We start from the raw sequence: 15,576 nt of genomic DNA, 5'->3' as shown, positions 1-15,576 counted from the left end.
ATCCAACTTATAAAAACGTGGGCAATATCCCACGCCGAAACTATTCCGCAGATGGGGACGATGCTGCCGATTGCAAGCCCCGCATGGTTTCCCGCGCAAAACACAAGTCATCCCAGGCACGCGCCTTGTCTGGCAGATTACGCAGCAAATACGCCGGGTGATAGGTCACGATCACCGGCACGCCATGGAAATCATGCAACTTGCCGCGCAAACTGGCGATGCTGTTATCACTCGCGAGCAACGATTGTGCAGCAAACTTGCCCAACGCCACGATCAGCCTGGGTTTGATCAGTTCCACCTGGCGCTTGAGGTAGGGATCGCATTTGACCACTTCCTCGCCATGCGGGTTACGATTCGCAGGCGGACGGCATTTCAACACATTGGCGATATAAACATTATCGCCCCGCTTGAGCGCAATCGCAGCCAGCATGCTATCGAGCAACTGACCGGCTGGACCGACGAATGGCTCGCCGCGCCTATCCTCTTCCGCTCCCGGCGCTTCGCCAATAAACAGCCATTCGGCATTGGGATCCCCCACGCCGAACACGGTCTGGGTACGGGTCTTCTCCAGGATGCAGGCAGTACATTCCTTCACACTGGCCTGCAAAGCTTGCCAATCCATCCCCATAATGTCCGCACGCCTGTCCTTGCCCGGCGCTTCAGCCAGAAGCTCTGGCTCGGCCCAGTCAGGCGTCATGCTCTCAGCATACTCCGGCCATGCAGGCATGGCTTCATCAAAATAAGCAAGTGGCTCATCGGCATTGGATGCCGGGGCTTCAGGTTCAGCTTCAACTGCCAGCGGATGCTCTGTCACAGCAGGAGCATCAGGTACCGAACTACTCGCTATAGGATCCGGGACAGAAGAAGACACTGCAGCATCCGGTTCGGCTTTCGGCTTGGGCGTTTCCGGCTGTGTGCGCAATCGCCAAACCGGTAGCAACTCCAGTTCACGCAGGATATCTTCGCGAGTCAGGCTCATATTGTGCCCTTCACAGCGCAGCACCCATCAATACCGCATCTTCGCGCCCATATGGGGCCGGATAATAACCGCGACGAATGGCCATTTCATTAAACCCCATGCTTTCATACAGGCTAATTGCCGCATAGTTGGATGGCCGCACTTCAAGGAACATATTCAGCGCGCCATGCTGGCGGGCCACATCCATCATATGCGCGAGCAAGCTGCGGCCATAACCTTTGCCCTGCCGGGGAGCGGCAATGCTGACATTAAGCAGGTGAGCCTCGTCCAGCACCAGCATGAGCACGGCATAACCGAAAATCTCGCTATCCTGCTCATAGACCCAGCAGCTATAACCCGACTCAAGCGAGTCACTGAAATTGCCGCGCGTCCAGGGATAAGGGAAAATGGTCGGCTCTATACGCGCAACAGTATCCAGGTCATCAAGCTGCATGGGGCGCAGCGTGGCATCCGGCTTGAGAACCGCATTCATGCGCCAACTGCCCTAGCTTGCCGCTCGCTGGTCGTCATGGCCACCTTGTTGCGGATATAAACCGGCGCGGCTTCTTCCGCGCGCCTGCCTCGCCCGGCTGCGAACAACGGCAATGCCAGGGCACCCATTGCAGCCGCACGCGGATAGGCATCGGGCAAGTATTGCAAGAGTTGCGCACTATAGCGCTGCTCCAGTGCTGCCGTATAACTTTTCCAACCGCTGCCGATCCCTGTCCAGCCTGCGCCAGGCACTCCGGGTACGGCATCAGGCGCATATAAGCCGGGGGCAATGGCTTCCTGCCAGCCTTGTACTGTTTTCTCATAGGCGGCGTGATACACCTCGCCCATGCGCGCATCCAGGCAAGCGATCACCTTGTCGGCGCCCTGGGCATCTTCGGCCAGCGCAAGCAGGGTGCTGATGCCCACCACCGGCAAATTTGCGCCGAAGGCCAACCCCTGGGCGACGCCGCAGCCTATGCGCAAACCAGTGAATGACCCTGGGCCTGCGCCAAAGGCAATCCCATCCAGGCCATGCAATTCCACACCTGCCTCGTCAAGCAACTCGCGCAACAATGGCAGGATACGTTGGGAATGGGTCTGGCCTGCGAGTAGCTCGCGCTCTAACAACTTGCCATCAAGCAGCAGGGCAAGCGAAAGGTATTCGGTAGAAGTGTCTAGGGCGAGGAGTTTCATGCCGCATCAACTGGGAAAGAAGCAAAGAATTCTACTACATCTTCCACATTGCGCGTCCGGCGCATGGGCGGCAGGCTTTGCCAGATGCGGCGCCCATAAGGCTTGCTGATCAGGCGCGGATCGCAGATCATCAACACACCGCGGTCTGCCTCATCACGAATCAGGCGCCCAGCGCCCTGCTTCAAGGTGATGACAGCGTAAGGCAATTGGTATTCCATGAAGGCGTTCTTGCCCTCGGCATTCATCTTGTCGATACGCGCAGCCAGCACAGGGTCATCGGGCGGCGCGAACGGCAGCTTGTCGATAATCACCGCAGACAAAGCCTCGCCCCGTACGTCGACGCCCTCCCAGAAACTCTGCGAGCCCACCAGCACGGCATTGCCCAGCCTGCGGAAACGCTCCAGCAACTCGCTGCGGGCGGTATCGCCCTGCATAAGCAAGGGGTACTCCAGGCCCTCGCTGGCAAAAGCGTCCTTGAGCAAGGCATGCAGTTCACGCATCGCGCGCAAACTGGTGCACAGCACAAACGCGCGCCCGCGGCTGGCCCTGATCACGGGCAAAGCCATCGCCGCCACCGCAGCGGCGTACCCTGCACTGTTCGGCTCCGGCATGCCCTGCGGCACATAGAACAAGCCTTGCTGGCCATAATCGAACGGACTGTTCCAGTACCCTGTGGTTGCCTCACTCAGCCCCATTTGCGCCAGGTAATGGCTGAAATCGCTCTTCACAGCCAAGGTGGCAGAGGTAAATATCCAGGAACGAGGCTGGGCATTGAGTTGCTTGCTGAAACCTTCCGCCACGGAAAGCGGCGTGGCATGCAGTTGCACGGACTGGCTGAATACCTCGATCCAGCGCACCAGGTTGGTATCCGCAGCCACAATCCAACGCTGCAGCAAGGCCTGCAAGGCCAGGGTGCGCTGCCAGCAATTATCCACTGCCGGGTCACGCTCGGCCTGGCTTTCCAGCACATTCGCCAGATCTGCCAGCTTTTCCTGCATCATGGCATAAGCGGGCTCGAAATTACGCAGCGCCAGGGCTTTTTGCACTGGCAACCGCGCGCCTTCATAGGCAAAAATCAGGCGAAAGTCGCGCACCGCCTTTTCCAGTGCAGCTGTTGCATCGGGCAAGGCGGTGCAATCCTTGATGGTCGTGAGATATTCATTATGCGCATCACGCGCCAACTCCATGAGCTGGCTGGTGGAATAACCCTCGCCAAAGAACATGCCCGCCACCTCCGGCAATTGGTGCGCCTCGTCGAAGATTACGGTATTCGCCGCCGGCAATAGCTCGGCCACCCCTTCATCGCGCAGCATCACATCGGCAAAAAACAAGTGATGGTTGACGACCACGACGTCCGCAGCTAGGGCGCGCTTGCGCGCTTCCATGACGAAACATTCCTTGTAGAAGGCGCACTCCTGCCCCATACAATTGTCGCGGGTCGAGGTCACTGCGGGCCAGACCGTGGCACTTTCCGGTACAGAGGTCAGCTCGCTCTTGTCCCCGGTGGCACTGTTTTCGGCAAAGGCCTGGATTTTATGGACATATGCAGCATCTTCACGCGAATAAAACTTGCCCTCGCTCATCGCGCGCTGAAGGTGGAAATGACAGACATAATTTGCTCGCCCCTTGAGCATCGCCACGGTGACAGGCACTTTCAGGGCATCGCGCACGGCAGGCAGGTCGCGGTTGAATAGCTGGTCCTGCAGGGTCTTGGTGCCGGTGGAGATAATAACCTTGCCGCCCGAGAGCAAGGCAGGCACCAGGTACGCAAAAGTCTTGCCCGTGCCGGTGCCTGCCTCGGCCACCAGTTGGCGGTTATGGCTAATCGCCTCGGCGATCGCCTTCGCCATTTCCTGTTGCTGGACGCGCGAGCGATAGCCGGGAATGGTCTCCGCCAATGGGCCGTTGGCAGAAAAAACATGATCTAGGTCGCTCAAGCGGGGCCTTCAACATCGTTCGGGAACAAGACCTTGCCATTATACTGGAGTTGGCCGGCACGTCTGGCGGAAAAACCTGTCCATCATGCCTTGCAACCTTCGGGATGCTGCCCCGTATTGGCCTGGGCAGAGGCAGGCAGCCCGAATACATGGTCGAACAGCAGGTTGAAGAGATAGGTATAAACCAGGAAAAATATAATCAGGCCAATATCCATCCATAATGCCTCCCACAAGCTCACCTGCAGCCACCAGGCGAACAAGGGTACCAAAGTCAGCACCAGGCCGGCCTCGAACCCCGCAGCATGAAGCAAACGGCGGCCAACACTACGGCCTGTTCCCGGCTGCTTAGCCTCCCATGCTTCAAACCCGGTGTTGTAGATCAGGTTCCAGATGAACGCCACGGTGGATGAAGCCACGCCGGCAACACCAGCATGTGCCAAGCTCTGGCCGGAAAACAGGGCCAACCCCACACTGGTGAACAGCATGGCGAATGCCTCATACAGAGTGACATAGACCAGCTTGCGTTTGATGCCTTGCATAAAATGACTCCTGACAAGATTTGACATGAGTCTACCGGGCTTTATATGATAGAAAAAGTCAATATCTTTCAGTTTTATTGAAAGTTAAATGCATGGCTTTTTCCAGCGACAATGTAAAAATATTTCTTGCCGTGATGGACCGGGGCTCGTTTTCTGCGGCCGCCCGCGTGCTGGGCCGCGTGCCTTCGTCTGTCAGCATGGCCATCGCCCAGCTAGAGGCCGAACTCGACTTGCTGCTGTTCGACCGCAGCGGGCACTCTCCGGCCCCCACACCGGCTGCCCTTGCCTTGGAGCCCTTGGCTCGCCAGCTGGTGAGCCAGCTCACGCAATTGCAGGCGCATGCGCTATCGCTGCACCAAGGATTGGAAAAGCGCTTAAGCATCGCCATTGCCCCGGAACTGCTTTCCGCGCCATGGAGCCTTCCCCTTGCGCATCTCGCAGAAGAATTCCCCGCGCTGGAAATCGAGGTACTGTCCGCTCCCCAGGAAGATGCCCTGCGCATGCTGCACGAAGGATGCGTCCAGCTTGCCTTGGTATTCGAGCGGCCGGCGCTCGACGAAAGGGAGGCTTTTCAGGAGTTGCGCAGCGAGGTGTTGACTGCGGTAGTCGCACCATCACATGCCTTCTGCCGGCCCAACGGCCGCAAATTGCGCGAGAGCGACTTGATGGCGGCCAGGCAGATCGTGATTGCGAGCCGGGACGAGCAGTTGACCGATCCGCGCTTTATCGTCGGACGCCAGGTTTGGCGTACCGACAGCTATCTGGCAAGTCTCAGCATGGTGCAGGCCGGCCTCGGCTGGGCCTACCTGCCGCAGGCATTAGTCGAACCGCTGATCAAGGGCGGAACGCTTTACGCGATCGAATTCGAGAACATGAGCAACCAGTTAAGGCTGTGGGTAGACATGGTATGGAGCAAGGACCGTCCGCTTGGATTGGGCGCCAGCCGCCTCATCGTCCTGTTGCGGGAAATGCGGCAATAAGCGGCCGCAATCAACACCAGTCGGGATTAGGCAAGCCGGAAAACACCTGGCGCAAACCATCCGACCAACCCTGGCGTATCATGGTGTAGTAAGGGTCGCTGTCGGCAAGGCGCTGCTTGCAATCGGCGTGAAAGCTGTCCGCACGGTAGATCAGAATATCAATGGGCGCTGCAACGGAAATATTGCTGCGGATGGTCGAATCAAACGAGATCAGCACACATTTGACGGCTTCCATGATGTCGCTGTCATGGGTAATCACGCGGTCAATAATCGGCTTGCCGTACTTAGTCTCGCCGATCTGGAAATAAGGCGTTTCCTGGCTGGTTTCTATGAAGTTGCCTGCGGCATAGATGGAAAACAAGCGTGGGGACTCGCCGCGAATCTGCCCACCGACGAGGATACTGGCACTGAATTCGGTATTGTGGTTCTTCAAGTGTTCATTATCTAACTCATACACGACGCGCAGTTGTTCGCCAACCAACTGAACAGCATCAAACATGTTGCCGACATTGTGCAATGTCGTTCCTTCGCTGAGCTTGACCGCGTCTCGCAGGCGATTGATCACCGCCTGGGTGATCGCGAGATTGCCCGCCGTCATCAGGGTGATCACGCGCTCGCCCGGCACCTCGAACACGGTCATTTTCGGGAAAACCGCCACCTGGTCCACACCGGCATTGGTACGGGTATCGGACGCCAGTACCAAGCCCTGGTCCAGCAATAAGCCTACACAGTAAGTCATGCTTGCAACACTATCATTGAGTTGAGTCCATCATACGCATGCCCGCCTGGCTCCACAATACTACGTCAGGGGTAGTGCCATGTGTCTACGCAAAATGACGTACACTTTAGTTTTTTGTTCAAGATTCAGGCCAGTCAAATGGAATATCGCAAGTTAGGCAAATCCGACCTCCATGTTTCCCCCATCTGCCTGGGCACCATGACGTTCGGCGACCAGAATACCGAAGCCGAGAGCCATGCCCAGCTCGATTACGCGCTTTCGCAAGGCATCAACTTCATCGATACCGCAGAGATGTATCCGGTGCCGCCCAAGGCCGAAACCGTGACCCGCACTGAAACCATCATCGGCAGTTGGCTCAAAAAACAGCCTCGCGACAAGATCGTCCTCGCCAGCAAGGTCGCAGGCGGCAACCGCAAGCTGGAATGGATACGCGGCGGCCCGTCCGCGGTAGACCGCGCCAATGTACGCGCCGCTATCGAAGGCTCGCTCAAGCGGCTGCAAACCGACTACCTAGACCTCTACCAAATCCACTGGCCGGAACGCAACGTGCCGATTTTCGGGCAATACCAGTTCGACCCATCCCAGGAAACCAAAACTTGGGTTTCCATCCACAATCAGCTTGAATCCCTGGCCGAATTGGTGAAGGAAGGTAAGGTGCGCTATATCGGCGTGTCCAACGAACAGCCGTGGGGCGTCATGGAATTCCTGCGCATATCCGAGCAATATGGCCTGCCGCGCATCGCCTCTATCCAGAACAGTTACAGCCTGCTCAACCGCGGCTTCGAGTTCGGCATGACAGAAATCGTCTACCGCGAGCAAGTGAGCCTATTGCCCTATTCCCCGCTTGCCTTCGGTCACCTCTCCGGCAAATACATCGACGATCCGCAGGCCAAGGGCCGCGTCAACCTGTTCCCAGGCTATGCCCAACGCTACACAAAACCCAACGTCACACTAGCTAGCGCCGCCTATGCGGAACTCGCCCGCAGGCATGGCATTACACCTACCGAACTGGCGCTCTCGTTTGTCTACCATCGCTGGTTCGTCACCAGCACCATCATCGGTGCTACCAGCCTGGCGCAACTCCAAGAAAACATCAGCGCATGGCAGAAACCGCTTGCCCCAGAACTTCTACAGGCTATCGAAAATATTCACTTACGCTACATGAACCCCGCCCCTTAAGCCTCCCAAGCCCTATCGCCATTTCGGGAACCACTCCTGCCACCCTTGTTGATACTTCCTGTATTAACAAGGGTTTACAACATCCTCACTTCGCCACATAATAGAAATGATAATCAATAACCCAATCCGATAAAGTCATTTAGAAGCAATCCAGGGAAGAAAAACAAAATGCATCATCACGTCAGCACAGCCTTATTCCCCAAGCTCAAACTTGCCATGCAATTGTTGCTCATGGCTGGTGTATTTCAAGGCCCTCAACTGGTTTATGCGCAGGAAAATTCCGATGAGGAACTCAATCCAGTCGCGCTTCCTGTCGTCACTGTGGTGGGCTCCGCGGACAAGACTGGTGATAACTTTAAATCCACGGCGCAGTCCGTTTCCATCATTGATGAGTCTAGAATCAAAGAAATAGGTGCGAACAAGAAATTAGACGACCTGCTGCTCTATGAAACCGGTATTCTCAGTCAACAATTCGGTCCAGACAATAAAAGTAACTGGTTCAAAATTCGTGGTTTTGATGCGAATACTACGCTGGACGGCACTTCTGTCGCCAACAACGGCTTCTTCGTATGGGAACAGGAAATCTATGGCCTGGAAAAGGTTGAAGTCTTAAAGGGAGCAAACTCATTTAATTATGGCGCTACCGACGCTGGCGGCACCATCAACCTAGTATCCAAGCGCCCCAAAGACATTGAGCAGGGTGAAGTCAGCTTCAGCATCGGCAATTTCAGCCGGAGAACCATCAGCGGTGATTACAATGGAATATTGAGCCAGGAACATGGCGTGCGCTACCGCCTGGTGGGCCTGTATTCCAAAGGCAACTTTCCCCAAGATCACACGGGCATGGAACAGTATTACTTCGCTCCCAGTATCGCCTGGGACATCACCGATCGCACCAGCCTGACGATACTGGCTAGCACTCTGAAAAAACAGGGAACTCCCACTAGTACTTTCATGCCAGCGTTAGGCACGCTTACTCGTACCGGCTATGGAAAAATTGGTTACGACACCAATCTTGGAGAACCAGAAATAGACCGGTTCGAACGCAAACAATATTCTCTAGGATACGAGTTCAGCCATGATTTCGGCAACCGCTTGAAATTCAGCCAGAACTATCGCTATGGCAAGATGGACAATTATCTGCTCAGTGTCTACGCAAATGGCAACGTATCAAATGACAGAGAGTCCGGGCGCAGCCTGACTTTCCGCGATGGTGAATCCAGCGTCCACACGGTGGATAACCGCCTGAGCAAAAGTTTCATCGTAGGTGATATCGAAAATACCATCTTGTTAGGGTTGGACTATCAACGCAGCCGCATTGATTTTGATAGTAATGGCTTTGCCGCCACTATAGATAATATCGACATGTTCAACCCGCAATATGGAGCGCCACCCACCTATCCAGTCACCAGAGACAAAATTAGGCATAAGCAAACCGGACTTTATCTTTCCAACAAATTTAATTGGAACGATGCGATATTGGTCAATTTAGGCATTCGCCGGGATAACTATGAAACGAGCGCTTTGGCTAATAATGCCCGTACTACCGGTGATAACGATAAGAATACCTATAATGCAAGCATCATGTTCCGAGCAGAAAACGGTATTGCACCCTATCTGAGCTACTCTACTTCATTCAGACCTATTCTTGGTACAGATGCCAACGGCAAGGCTTACATTCCTTATGAGGGAGAGCAGTATGAAGCAGGAATCAAGATTGAACCTGAGTGGCTTAAAGGCAGTATTAACCTGGCAGCTTTCAACCTCAAGGAAAAAAATGCCTTAGTTTCCACGGGCACATCACAAGTACAGTCAGGTGAGCGCACCAACAATGGGTTTGAAATTCAATCTGATCTAACACTCAACGATAATTTTTCTACCCGCCTGAATTACACACGCAACCATGTAAGACAAGATACGGATACGGGCACTGTGCGCGGCGCCTTAATTCCAAACAACCAGTTTTCAGCTCAGATTGACTATCGAAAAACAGAAGGAGAAATATTGAAAGGCCTGAAGCTGGGCATTGGTGTGCGTTATAACGGCAGCACAAAAGATGAGCAGTATCATCCTAATGAAACGATACCGTCATATACCTTGGTAGATGCAGTAGCAAGTTATCCTGTTTCCGATCACTGGAATCTACAAGTCAATGTTTACAACTTGCTGAACAAAGAGTACTTGAGTGTCTGCGATTATTTGTGCTACTACGGCACCTCTCGCACCGTAGATGCGCAACTCAGCTACCACTGGTAGGCGAAAACGGGATGATAGTTCATACCTGCCATCCTGCCACAATCAAATCGGCCCGCAGCAATTTATCCAGCGTGGAATCGCTAAGTTGAAGCGATTCCTGACAATATTTCACCTTCTGCCTCCCGGCAATTCAGGGCCAGAAAAAATTACAATAAAAATAATATCTTATGAAAATATTATTTTACAAGAGTGTCCTTTTTTCATTCTCGCGTGTCATTACTAGTAGAAGGCCTAAAAATTTTAGGGCTACTGCAATAACAACTCGAAGCGAAGTACATTCGCCAGCACATTTCCCTGACTACTGGATGTATCCACCCTCCCCTTGCGGGAGGGGTTTGTTTTTCCTGATATTTACCATGGCCTTGGCATCCAGTTCGGATTGATGTTTTAATCAAGCCATATGCCTATGCGACACTAGGTAACACATCCTTTACTCATGGAAGCCCAATGCGCATCGTCTTTTTCAGTACCCAGGTTTATGATCGCGAGAGCTTTCTCGCATTACCCAGGTCTCCAAATACGGAATTCGTATTCCAGCAACCCAAGCTAACAGCAGATACAGCGGTGCTTGCTGCGGGCGCAGAAGTTGTCTGTGCCTTTATCAATGACGATTTGTCTGCCCCGGTATTGGAAACACTGGCGGCGGGTGGTACCAAACTGATCGCGCTTCGCTCGGCCGGCTACAACCATATTGATCTTGAGGCCGCACACACACTCAAGCTAGAAGTCGTCCGCGTGCCAGCCTATTCGCCACATGCCATTGCCGAGCATACCGTGGCGCTTATCCTCGCACTCAATCGCCACCTCACCCGCGCCTACAACCGTACGCGCGAAGGCGATTTCAGCCTGCGTGGTCTCACTGGCTTTGATCTGGTCAACAAGACCGTAGGTGTCATTGGTACCGGGCAAATTGGGACGGCGTTTGCCAGGATCATGGCTGGGTTCGGCTGCAAGATACTTGCTTACGATCCCTATCCCAACCCGGAGGTAGAAGCCCTGGGGGTGCGTTACCTGGAACTGGATGAGTTGCTGGCGCAATCGCAGATCGTGAGCCTGCACTGCCCGCTGAGCCCGGCCACTTACCACTTGATCAACGAAAGTGCGCTTAACCGCATGCAGCGTGGCAGCATGCTCATCAATACCAGTCGTGGCGCACTGGTAGACACGCCTACCGTGATTGACGCTTTAAAGAGCGGGCACCTGGGCTATCTGGGCCTGGATGTCTATGAAGAGGAAGCGGATTTATTCTTTGAGGATTTGTCGGATTTCCCGTTGCAGGACGATGTGCTTGCAAGGTTACTGACCTTTCCCAACGTCATCATCACCGCGCATCAAGCTTTTCTCACACATGAAGCGCTGGATGCCATTGCTAGCACCACCCTTGACAACATCGTTGCCTGGGCTGAAGGTAGGCCACAAAACTTGGTGAAGCTGGAAACATGAGCCAGATTCCTACTCAACTGCCCCGCGGACTGGAAGCCTACAAGCGAACGCCGGAATTCACGCCTGACAACCTGCCTGCCGCCCTGCAATCACAGCACTCGACCAAGCCCGGCGTCTGGGGACTGCTACATGTATTGGAAGGCCAGGTCATCTACCACCTGGCTTCTCCGCATGAAGCATCGGCAATTGCTGATGCCGGTGAACATATCGTCATAGAACCGGAGATTGTGCATTGGGTGGAATTCGGCATCCCCGGCAGGTTTTACGTTGAGTTTTATCATGCGGCTCCTCTGTAATAATTGGCTTCTGCTGCTTCGTGCGTTATGTCTGGCAGTGCAGGTTGGAAAAGTGCAGGCATGCAACCTGCCCAGCACGAACAGACCGTTGCCAGCATCGCCTACTACTGGAGCTTTGGCGAACTGGCCCACTTCAGCCGCAGCTTCAAGCAATCCTTCGGCCTCTCGCTGCGCGCCTATCGCGCCCTGGAACGTTAATTCCAATCCACTACACGTTCCAGCATCCTGTCGATAGGCGGTGCCAATAACAGGATGACCGCGAATACCACCGGCCAGGCACTGGTAAATGCCTGCAGCCACTGCGCCAAGAACACCTCTCCCGGCACCCCGCGCAACCAGAGGATGGTCGCGGACACAATCAGCGAGGTGCTGGCCGACATGAACACGGCAAAGGTCGGCAGCTTGTATTTGCGGTTTATTCTCATGCGTGGCCTGCATTACCAGGGCAATGTCTCGCCATCATGGAAGAAGCCACCCGTCGGCCCAGTCGCATCGAGGATAGCAAGCTGGACACTGGTCTTGCCGCTGCCATCGACTTCCATCGGCGCCTGTGCCCCACCCAGTTCGGTCTTGACCCAGCCAGGATGAGCGGCATTGACCTTGATGCCGGTATCTTTCAACTCATGCGCGAGATGTACGGTATAAGCGTTGAGTGCCGTCTTGGAAGTGTTATAGGCCACGCTCTTTGCCTGTTCAATCGGCGAGTCAGGCATACTGTGCAGGCTAAGCGAGGCCAGGATGCTGGAGAGATTGACGATACGCCCAGCAGGTGAGCGCTTGATCAGCGGCAACAGGGCCTGGGTCAGTTCGATCACGGCAAAGAAATTGACTTCGAAAGTATCTCGCAATACCTGCCCTTCGACCTGGCTGCTGTTATTGCCTCCAATCAGGTTTTCCTTCAATACGCCAGCATTGTTCACTAGGATATCCAGTTTACCGAAGTGCTGTTCAAGATACGCCGCCACAAGTTGTGCACTTCCCGGCTTCCCGGCCTCGTAAGCCACCACACTGGCATCCACGCCAAGCGCCTTCAGCCTTGCGGCAGCATCTTCCCCACTCGCCAAGTCACGCACCGCCAGCACAATCCTAACCCCTTGCGCGCCCAACTCCTTTGCTGTCTCAAAACCAATGCCACGATTGGCTCCAGTAATCAATGCAACCCTATTTTCCACTTGACTCATGATAATTTCCCTTATTTATTTACCGATTGGTAAATAAATAATACGGTCAAGCAAATCCAAGTGTCAAATATTTTTTAACCAAATGGTACAATATTAAAAACTCTCAGAAGGATAGACTGATGGAAAACAACAGCATCAAGAAAGGTCGAGGGCGCCCGAGCAAGTTTGACCCAGCTGCATCACTAGAAACTGCAATGCGGCTCTTCTGGGCGCATGGCTATGAAGGCACTTCCATGGCTGACTTGACTGCGGCAATGGGCATTAACAAGCCAAGCCTATATGCAACATTCGGCAGCAAGGAAAGCTTGTTCGAGAAAGCCCTGGAGAAATATGTCTCCGGCCCCATCGCATTTGTTGCTGCTGCACTCAATGAGCCAACCGCATACCGTGTGGTAGAAAAACTGCTGTTGGAAAGCGCTGAATTCCTGACCGCCGCTAATTCACCACATAGCTGCATGGTCAATATGGGCGCATTGAGTTGCAGCAAGGAAAGCGAACAAATAAAAAACATGCTTATCTCACGCAGACAGGCCTTTGAAACAGCGCTGACAGCGAGAATGCAGCAAGCACATGATGAAGGCGAACTAGAGGCCGGAACCAATCCTGCTACCCTGGCAAAGTACGTCGCAACTGTCCATCAAGGGATGAGCATTCAGGCCACCAGCGGAGCTAGCCAAGAATCACTGCTGGAGGTGGCCAGGACAGTGTTGGCCCACTGGCCGGGAAAGCGGGCTAACTAGACCGGGCGCTTGGCAAAAAACTGGACCGGCTGTGGCGGCGCCATCTGCAGGACAGGCTTGCGCACCTTGCCCATCACATGCATCTCGCAGCGCTTGCAGTCGAACTTGAGGCTGATCCTGTCCTTGCCGCTGATCAGCGTCATGGGTTCGGCGGTAATTGTACCTTGCACGCCGATCACACCCTTGGCTTCCTTCGGACACATGGCAAAGCTGTAGCGCAGGCAATGCTTGGTGATCATCACCGGCACCTCGCCAAGCTCTTCATTCGCCTCATATGCAGCAGTGATCGCCTTGACGCCGTGCGCTTCGTAAAATTCGCGCGCCTTCTTGTTGTAGACGTTAGCAAGATAGCTGAGCGTGTCCTGGGGATATTGCGCTGGCGGCTCCACAGGCTTGCCCGGCTGCGGGCGTTGATACCCCAGCAGGCGTGTTGCCTGTAATTGGGCGATGGCGTCACGGCGGAGCTGGTTGATCATTGATGCAGGCAGGAACCAGGAGGAATTAAGGTCGAGGGTAATGGACTTGGTGCTAAACTCCGTATTGCCAAGTTTGGCAAGATTCTCACGGATGCTGGCTTCTGCCTTGCTTGCTTGTTCCGCAGCCTGTTTATCGGCACCAAGTTGGGCATAGGCCATGAAACCATCTGCATCCTGCACACTCAATGCAAACCCGTCAGGGGTTTCCTGCAGGATCATCTCGATATCAATCCTGCGCTGGGCGGAGTCTTTTTCCATCAGGCGCATAAAGGCCTGGTCGCGATTGCGGTATACCATCATGTTGCGGCGCATGTCGGCGGGCATTTCATTCGGGTACAGACGCTTGCCCTGCACGGTGTTAATGCGCATGCCGGACAATTCCTTGTGCACATCAAAGAAACACACGCCATCGCCATTATGCAACTCCAGCGTGGTTTCCACCTCAAAGTAGTCCGGCCCAACCTTGGTCACACGGCCGACTTCCTCGCCTGCGAACTTTGGCGTATCGAACGCGCCGACATCCTCGCCGCGACCATGCAGAAAGTATTCCGTGGTACTGCGGTTGAAGGTTTTTTCCGGTTGCGGCACAAAACTGAATATCGCACGCCCGGAAGACGCCCGCTGGTAATGTGGGTTATCTTCGAGGATTTCATCGAGCAATTGGCGGTAATAAGCCGTGCTGTTCTTGACGTAGGCAATATCCTTGTAGCGCCCCTCGATCTTGAAGGCGCTCACGCCGGCATCGACCAATGCACGCAGGTTGGCGCTCTGGTCGTTGTCCTTCATGGACAATAAATGCTTGTCCTTGGCGAGGATGCGCCCCTGGCTGTCTTCCAGGGTATAAGGCAGGCGGCACTCCTGCGAACACTCGCCGCGGTTGGCGCTGCGCCCGGTGTGGGCATGGCTGATGTAGCACTGGCCGCTGAACGCAACACAAAGCGCGCCGTGGATGAAATATTCAAGATTGCAACTGGTAGCGGCAGCGACCTTGCGGATGGTGTTGAGGTCCATCTCGCGCGCCAGCACGATCTGGGTGAAACCGACCTGGTCAAGGAATACGGCTTTTTCCACGGTGCGGATATCGGTTTGCGTGCTCGCATGCAACTGGATGGGAGGAATGTCCATCTGCAACAGACCCATGTCCTGAACAATCAATGCATCCACACCTGCGTCATACAATTGCCAGACCGTCTGGCGCGCGGCTTCAAGCTCGTTGTCATGAAAAATGGTGTTGAACGCCACGAACACTTCGGCATGGTAGCGATGCGCATGGGCGACCAGCCGGGCAATATCCTCTATCGAGTTTTCCGCCTTGGCACGAGCACCAAATGCCGGGCCGCCGATATAGACGGCATCGGCACCATGGTTGATCGCGGCAATGCCGTAATCGGCATTTCTCGCAGGCGCGAGCAATTCAAGATGGCGGCGGCTTTGGGTCATGGCATTACCAACAGCGAGAGGATGTTCGGTATAAAAGGATGCGCAATATACCACAATCACGCAAGGGTTTGAGACGGATTGCCCAGGCGCATCAACGTGATAGAACCACTTTCCGCCGCCTGAGGTATGATGCTTAGAGCCTGTTCAATGTCATTTCATAGGGTACGTTGTCCCGGCAGGGTAGTCGAAGCAAGGCGCAAACCGCAGACGGGCTTATTGCCCGGCGA

Annotated in this window: 16 protein-coding genes; 7 read left to right on the top strand and 9 right to left on the bottom strand. The window is 54.5% G+C overall.

What is annotated here, in order from left to right; translation table 11 throughout:
- Positions 1 to 40: 40 nt before the first annotated feature.
- The 5 genes from LG198_RS10605 to LG198_RS10585 form a co-directional block, all read right to left on the bottom strand.
- Positions 41 to 979, bottom strand: a complete 939-nt coding sequence (locus LG198_RS10605) for a uracil-DNA glycosylase (protein ID WP_230343157.1) — start codon at positions 977 to 979, stop codon at positions 41 to 43.
- 10 nt (positions 980 to 989) lie between these two features.
- The gene (gene rimI, locus LG198_RS10600; protein WP_230343156.1) at positions 990 to 1,451 is read right to left on the bottom strand and encodes a ribosomal protein S18-alanine N-acetyltransferase; all 462 of its coding nucleotides are present in this window, start codon (positions 1,449 to 1,451) and stop codon (positions 990 to 992) included.
- A complete protein-coding gene (gene tsaB / locus LG198_RS10595; protein ID WP_230343155.1) occupies positions 1,448 to 2,143 on the bottom strand; it encodes a tRNA (adenosine(37)-N6)-threonylcarbamoyltransferase complex dimerization subunit type 1 TsaB in 696 nt (231 codons plus the stop codon). Before tsaB ends, rimI begins: the two co-directional genes overlap by 4 nt.
- Positions 2,140 to 4,080 (bottom strand): ATP-dependent DNA helicase, encoded by a 1,941-nt coding sequence (locus LG198_RS10590; protein ID WP_230343154.1) that lies wholly within the window; start codon positions 4,078 to 4,080, stop codon positions 2,140 to 2,142. The genes tsaB and LG198_RS10590 overlap by 4 nt, the downstream gene beginning before the upstream one ends.
- 83 nt (positions 4,081 to 4,163) lie before the next feature.
- Positions 4,164 to 4,619, bottom strand: coding sequence for a PACE efflux transporter (locus LG198_RS10585; protein ID WP_230343153.1), 456 nt, complete (start codon positions 4,617 to 4,619; stop codon positions 4,164 to 4,166).
- Between the two features lie 92 nt (positions 4,620 to 4,711).
- Here LG198_RS10585 and LG198_RS10580 point away from each other — a divergent pair, with 92 nt between their 5' ends.
- Positions 4,712 to 5,599 (top strand): LysR family transcriptional regulator, encoded by an 888-nt coding sequence (locus tag LG198_RS10580; protein ID WP_230343152.1) that lies wholly within the window; start codon positions 4,712 to 4,714, stop codon positions 5,597 to 5,599.
- Between the two features lie 10 nt (positions 5,600 to 5,609).
- Here LG198_RS10580 and LG198_RS10575 read toward each other — a convergent pair whose 3' ends face one another.
- A complete protein-coding gene (locus LG198_RS10575) occupies positions 5,610 to 6,338 on the bottom strand; it encodes a proteasome-type protease (RefSeq protein ID WP_230343151.1) in 729 nt (242 codons plus the stop codon).
- Positions 6,339 to 6,476: 138 nt separating this feature from the next.
- Between LG198_RS10575 and LG198_RS10570 the strand changes: the two genes are divergently transcribed.
- The 5 genes from LG198_RS10570 to LG198_RS10550 all read left to right on the top strand — a co-directional run bounded on the left by LG198_RS10570 (position 6,477) and on the right by LG198_RS10550 (position 11,710).
- The gene (locus tag LG198_RS10570) at positions 6,477 to 7,517 is read left to right on the top strand and encodes an aldo/keto reductase (protein WP_230343150.1); all 1,041 of its coding nucleotides are present in this window, start codon (positions 6,477 to 6,479) and stop codon (positions 7,515 to 7,517) included.
- 168 nt (positions 7,518 to 7,685) lie between these two features.
- Positions 7,686 to 9,773, top strand: coding sequence for a TonB-dependent siderophore receptor (locus LG198_RS10565; RefSeq protein ID WP_230343149.1), 2,088 nt, complete (start codon positions 7,686 to 7,688; stop codon positions 9,771 to 9,773).
- A 447-nt stretch (positions 9,774 to 10,220) separates the two neighbouring features.
- Positions 10,221 to 11,216 carry a 2-hydroxyacid dehydrogenase gene (locus LG198_RS10560; protein WP_230343148.1) on the top strand — a complete coding sequence of 332 codons (996 nt, stop codon included), beginning with the start codon at positions 10,221 to 10,223 and terminating at the stop codon, positions 11,214 to 11,216.
- The gene (locus LG198_RS10555; RefSeq protein ID WP_230343147.1) at positions 11,213 to 11,512 is read left to right on the top strand and encodes a DUF1971 domain-containing protein; all 300 of its coding nucleotides are present in this window, start codon (positions 11,213 to 11,215) and stop codon (positions 11,510 to 11,512) included. The genes LG198_RS10560 and LG198_RS10555 overlap by 4 nt, the downstream gene beginning before the upstream one ends.
- A 60-nt stretch (positions 11,513 to 11,572) precedes the next feature.
- The gene (locus LG198_RS10550) at positions 11,573 to 11,710 is read left to right on the top strand and encodes an AraC family transcriptional regulator (protein WP_230343146.1); all 138 of its coding nucleotides are present in this window, start codon (positions 11,573 to 11,575) and stop codon (positions 11,708 to 11,710) included.
- Here LG198_RS10550 and LG198_RS10545 read toward each other — a convergent pair.
- On the bottom strand, positions 11,707 to 11,937 hold the full coding sequence (locus LG198_RS10545) for a DUF2798 domain-containing protein (protein WP_230343145.1): 231 nt from the start codon (positions 11,935 to 11,937) through the stop codon (positions 11,707 to 11,709). The two genes, LG198_RS10550 and LG198_RS10545, sit on opposite strands and share 4 nt — an antisense overlap.
- 12 nt (positions 11,938 to 11,949) lie before the next feature.
- A complete protein-coding gene (locus tag LG198_RS10540; protein WP_230343144.1) occupies positions 11,950 to 12,693 on the bottom strand; it encodes an SDR family oxidoreductase in 744 nt (247 codons plus the stop codon).
- A 119-nt stretch (positions 12,694 to 12,812) separates the two neighbouring features.
- On the opposite strand from LG198_RS10540, the gene LG198_RS10535 reads away from it, so the two are divergent.
- The gene (locus LG198_RS10535; RefSeq protein WP_230343143.1) at positions 12,813 to 13,433 is read left to right on the top strand and encodes a TetR/AcrR family transcriptional regulator; all 621 of its coding nucleotides are present in this window, start codon (positions 12,813 to 12,815) and stop codon (positions 13,431 to 13,433) included.
- Here LG198_RS10535 and LG198_RS10530 read toward each other — a convergent pair.
- Positions 13,430 to 15,349, bottom strand: a complete 1,920-nt coding sequence (locus tag LG198_RS10530) for a peptidase U32 family protein (RefSeq protein WP_230343142.1) — start codon at positions 15,347 to 15,349, stop codon at positions 13,430 to 13,432. The genes LG198_RS10535 and LG198_RS10530 overlap by 4 nt on opposite strands.
- Positions 15,350 to 15,576: the final 227 nt, after the last annotated feature.

Origin of the sequence: Methylobacillus arboreus (assembly GCF_020532725.1) — a bacterium.
In the GTDB taxonomy this organism is placed as follows: domain Bacteria; phylum Pseudomonadota; class Gammaproteobacteria; order Burkholderiales; family Methylophilaceae; genus Methylobacillus; species Methylobacillus arboreus.
The sequence above is the reverse complement of the archived record's forward strand: the minus strand, read 5'-3'. Positions and strand labels throughout refer to the sequence as shown.

What these genes read in the sequence shown, in the direction of transcription:
- LG198_RS10575 (WP_230343151.1), bottom strand. Translation starts at nt 6,338, where the DNA reads ATGACTTACTGTGTAGGCTTATTGCTGGACCAGGGCTTGGTACTGGCG.
- LG198_RS10555 (WP_230343147.1), top strand. Translation starts at nt 11,213, where the DNA reads ATGAGCCAGATTCCTACTCAACTGCCCCGCGGACTGGAAGCCTACAAG.
- rimI (WP_230343156.1), bottom strand. Translation starts at nt 1,451, where the DNA reads ATGAATGCGGTTCTCAAGCCGGATGCCACGCTGCGCCCCATGCAGCTT.
- LG198_RS10540 (WP_230343144.1), bottom strand. Translation starts at nt 12,693, where the DNA reads ATGAGTCAAGTGGAAAATAGGGTTGCATTGATTACTGGAGCCAATCGT.
- LG198_RS10570 (WP_230343150.1), top strand. Translation starts at nt 6,477, where the DNA reads ATGGAATATCGCAAGTTAGGCAAATCCGACCTCCATGTTTCCCCCATC.
- LG198_RS10605 (WP_230343157.1), bottom strand. Translation starts at nt 979, where the DNA reads ATGAGCCTGACTCGCGAAGATATCCTGCGTGAACTGGAGTTGCTACCG.
- LG198_RS10585 (WP_230343153.1), bottom strand. Translation starts at nt 4,619, where the DNA reads ATGCAAGGCATCAAACGCAAGCTGGTCTATGTCACTCTGTATGAGGCA.
- tsaB (WP_230343155.1), bottom strand. Translation starts at nt 2,143, where the DNA reads ATGAAACTCCTCGCCCTAGACACTTCTACCGAATACCTTTCGCTTGCC.
- LG198_RS10560 (WP_230343148.1), top strand. Translation starts at nt 10,221, where the DNA reads ATGCGCATCGTCTTTTTCAGTACCCAGGTTTATGATCGCGAGAGCTTT.
- LG198_RS10580 (WP_230343152.1), top strand. Translation starts at nt 4,712, where the DNA reads ATGGCTTTTTCCAGCGACAATGTAAAAATATTTCTTGCCGTGATGGAC.
- LG198_RS10535 (WP_230343143.1), top strand. Translation starts at nt 12,813, where the DNA reads ATGGAAAACAACAGCATCAAGAAAGGTCGAGGGCGCCCGAGCAAGTTT.
- LG198_RS10565 (WP_230343149.1), top strand. Translation starts at nt 7,686, where the DNA reads ATGCATCATCACGTCAGCACAGCCTTATTCCCCAAGCTCAAACTTGCC.
- LG198_RS10545 (WP_230343145.1), bottom strand. Translation starts at nt 11,937, where the DNA reads ATGAGAATAAACCGCAAATACAAGCTGCCGACCTTTGCCGTGTTCATG.
- LG198_RS10530 (WP_230343142.1), bottom strand. Translation starts at nt 15,349, where the DNA reads ATGACCCAAAGCCGCCGCCATCTTGAATTGCTCGCGCCTGCGAGAAAT.
- LG198_RS10550 (WP_230343146.1), top strand. Translation starts at nt 11,573, where the DNA reads ATGCAACCTGCCCAGCACGAACAGACCGTTGCCAGCATCGCCTACTAC.